General features: G+C 65.2%; 3 protein-coding genes and 1 pseudogene. All 4 read right to left on the reverse strand.

The features are described from left to right. Positions 1-613, reverse strand: a pseudogene (locus PHP59_RS12030) (dipeptidyl aminopeptidase); the annotation flags it as partial. Positions 614-831: 218 nt separating this feature from the next. Then, positions 832-1,926, reverse strand: a complete 1,095-nt coding sequence (locus PHP59_RS12035) for a transcriptional regulator FilR1 domain-containing protein (RefSeq protein WP_300167320.1) — start codon at positions 1,924-1,926, stop codon at positions 832-834. Next, positions 1,910-2,815 carry a proline iminopeptidase-family hydrolase gene (locus PHP59_RS12040; RefSeq protein ID WP_300167322.1) on the reverse strand — a complete coding sequence of 302 codons (906 nt, stop codon included), beginning with the start codon at positions 2,813-2,815 and terminating at the stop codon, positions 1,910-1,912. The genes PHP59_RS12035 and PHP59_RS12040 overlap by 17 nt, the downstream gene beginning before the upstream one ends. 299 nt (positions 2,816-3,114) lie before the next feature. Beyond that, positions 3,115-3,525: hypothetical protein (locus tag PHP59_RS12045; protein WP_300167324.1), on the reverse strand; the 411-nt coding region annotated here is incomplete at its 5' end.

Below are 3,525 nucleotides of genomic sequence, written 5' to 3' on the forward strand. Positions count from 1 at the left end.
CCGGGGTCATCACCGTCTCCCAGTCGGGCCTGAATGCAAGGCCCTGCTCGCGTATCACCGCGCCCTGTCCCGGCCCCTCGAAGGCGAGGACGTTGTATCCTCTTTTCAGGGCCGAGACCCCGTAGTCAAGGTAGAGTTCCTCCGCGGTGCCGTCGAAGCCGGTGGTGAGGACGACGGTCGGCCGCCCCTCCCCGCCTGCCGGGAAGAAGTAGCCGGGCAGGGCGGTCCCCTCGTACGGGATGGCGACGACCTCGTGCTCCACGTCGAGGAGGGCGAGGGCCTGCCTGAAGCAGGTGCGCGATTTCCCCCAGGTCTCGACGATTCGCGGGTCGGCCGGATCCCCGTGGAGGAAGAACTCCGACGCCCGGTAATAGGAGAATGCCCGCATATATGCCTCTCCGGCGCTGACGCGGCCGGCCCCGGCCTCGCGGGCATAGCCCTCCACCTGTTCGGCCGTCCGCCGCCATTCTGCATGCCAGCTCTCGAAGTCGGACTCCCTGATCCGTGCCGCGGTCATCAGGCATTCCCCGATGTCCGCGCCGCCGACCGCGCACGTTCCGAGGATACGGAGGTACTGGAAGGAGAACTGCTCGTCGCTGAAGTGGACTTTCATCGTGACCGCTGAACAGTCGGCGCCATTTCATTTAAGGTTTCGGAGAAAATGGTGGGTCGAGAGTCCTCATCCCGTGATGATCTGCCTCTCACCCCGTGATGATCTTTTCACAGTCCTCTTCAGAGAGCGCGACGGGCCGATGTGATGAGGACGGTTTTGATGGTATCTTCTGTCGAGGAGTTTGTCAGAGGGGATATTCCTGTGCGTCCCTGTTCAATTCAGGCAGATCCTGTTGTGTTCTCCCGTTCCCGGAAAAAATCCTCTATCGGCACCGCGTGTTCTTTGTAATGCCTGAAGAGCCGCTCGCCCCATGCAAGCGCCTCGGGCGCCCTGCTGACCAGGTCGTGCACGGTGTCGTAGGTGCCGTCCTCACGGCACAGGCCAAAGGAGAGGGCCCTGTCGGTGACCGTGAGTCCGACCGTGATCGGGACCGTCGAGACGAAGAGCCTGAAATTGGGGAAGGCGGCGGCGTCCCTTCCCCTGCCGACGAACTCCTCCTGCCAGAGCGGTTCCGCAAGGTCGGGCGTGATGACGAGCTCCACCTCCGCCCCTGCCATCACCCGTTTCCAGAGGGCCTCGGCAATGAAGGGCAGGAACCATGTCGAGACCCCATGGATCGATCCGGCCTCCTCGATGATCTCCAGGAAGAACGCGAAACTCTGCTCCGTCTTCCCCGGCAGGTCCAGGATCAGTGCGGCACTCATGAGGTCCCCGATACGCTGTACCGCGAACTCCGGGACACCGTCGAGGGGGTGGCTCTCGAAAAAACTGTTGAACTGTTCGATGGTCGCGATCGTCCCGGTGCAGCGGTCGAGAAAGGTGCGGTACGCCTCGCCTCTCGGCGTCAGGCGGAGGGCGCCGTCTGCCTCCGAGAGATAGCCGCGGGCGAGCATCCACTCTCTCATCTCGCCTCCTGCATGTTCGGGGTGGTGGAAGGCATCATGATAGGTGGGTAGTGTCAGGTGACCGATGTCGTCGAGCACGCCCTCGACCACGAGGGGCAGCGGCGGGAGGGAAAAGCCCGGCCTGCTGTAGAGGGCCCTGTACAGCCCGGACGCGCAGGCGAAGAGCCTGCCTGCAAGGACGTGTCCGCTCTGTGTGAGCCGATAGCCTCCTGCTTCGCGGATGATCATTCCCCTGCGCTGGAGGCCGCGGAGGGCCTCCTCGGTCTCGTCCCACCGGCACCCCGTGACGGCGGACAGGTGGTGGGGGCGCTGGGGGCCGCCTGAAAGCGCCACGAGGAGGCGGACCACCGCCGGTGCGGTGTAAAAACGGATCCGGTCGGGACCGATGCTACTATCGTGTGCGTCCATTGTGTCCCCTCGTCTGACTTTCGGCCCTGTCGAGGAACTCCCTGACGACGGCAAGGTAGGCGGCCGTCGCCTCCAGGTGGTGCTCGTGCGCCGCCCCCTCGAAGACGGCGATCTCCGATCCCGGCATCATATGATGATAATATGCCGTCGTCGCCGGGGTCGCCTCGTCGAACTCGCCGCAGGTGAAGAGGGCGGGGACCGCGATCTCGTGGAGGCGTCCGGCACGCTCGAAGTCTCCGAGACTGCCGGTGATGGTGAACTCGCTCGGGCCCCACATCTGCAGGTAGATGTCGGTGTTCAGGCGCTCGAATGTCCTCATCAGGCAGTCGGGCCAGGGGTCTGTGCGGCAGACGTGGCGGCGGTAATAGGCCGTCATCGCCTCCTGGTAGGCGGGGCCGTCGTAGCTGCCCGCCTCTTCGGCGCGGAGGATCGCCTCCCTGTGGTCGTCGGGGAGGGCCTGGAGATATCTCCGCCCGTCCGCGGCCCAGCGCGAGGCCGAGAGGCAGGGCGCGGAGAGGACGAGGCTCTCCACCCCGTCGGGCCGGTGCGTGAGCATGTACTCGACGGCGAGCATCGTCCCCCAGGACTGGCCGAGGATGTGGACGCGGTCGAGGCCGAGGGCCTCCCGCACCGCGGCGAGTTCGTCCACGGCACGTTCGAGCGTCCAGAGGGAGGGGTCGTCCGGGCGGTCGGAGTCCCCGCAGCCGAGCTGGTCGTAGAAGACCACCGACCTCCCCCCCAGGGCGGCGAGGGGTTCGAGGTAGTCGGACGTGCAGCCAGGGCCGCCGTGGAGGACGAGGAGGGGGGTGCCGCTCTCCTCCGCTCCGGCGATATGGTACCATACCCGCCCCCCGGGCACGTCTGCGAAACCTTCATGGGGGAGATCCATATTTTTTCTCTTTGACGTTTTCCGGGATGAATCTGGCGATCCGGTTGTGGGTGGAAAAAAAGTCCTGTGATAGGCGGTCTGTTTCGAGATCTTTTTTCTCGGGAGACTTCTGCCCCGGAGGAGGGCATTGGTCGACCGCTTTCCCGACAATCTGAACCGGGGTTTTCCTCGAAGGCGACCTTCTCTAGCCCGCTGACGCTCGCAACCCCGGAACCCCCTATCCTGTACCGGGGGGTCGGGGGCGGTAGTCCCCCGGCACCTCTGCGGGGAAGGCGGTTGATCGGTGTCTCCCGGACCGGTCACCCGAGAAAAACCTTCACGTACGGCCGCGGCACGAGCACGCAGGCGCAGTAGGCCTCGCGGTCCCCGACGGCGACGACCTTTGCTGTGACCGGTTCCGTCTCCATCGCCGCGGCAAAGCCCGGTTCGATGTCCTCCATGAAGGCGAAAAATCTGCGGAGCTCCATGAAGGGGCGGTCGGCCTCGGGGACCATCTCGAAGGCCGCGAGGTCGGCCTCGATGGTGGACGTGCGGGCCACCTCCTCGTCGAAGTAGACCCAGACCTCGACCTCGTGGTCGCGGGCGATCGTGCGGAGGGCGAGGAGGTCGGCCTCCCCTCCTTCCGTGATGCCGAGAGATGCGAAACGCTCTGTCGTGTCCTTTCCCGGCAGACTCTCAAAAGGTGCGGCTGTCATAGACCTCACATCGTG

The sequence above is a fragment of the Methanofollis sp. genome (assembly GCF_028702905.1).
Classification (GTDB): Archaea; Halobacteriota; Methanomicrobia; order Methanomicrobiales; family Methanofollaceae; genus Methanofollis.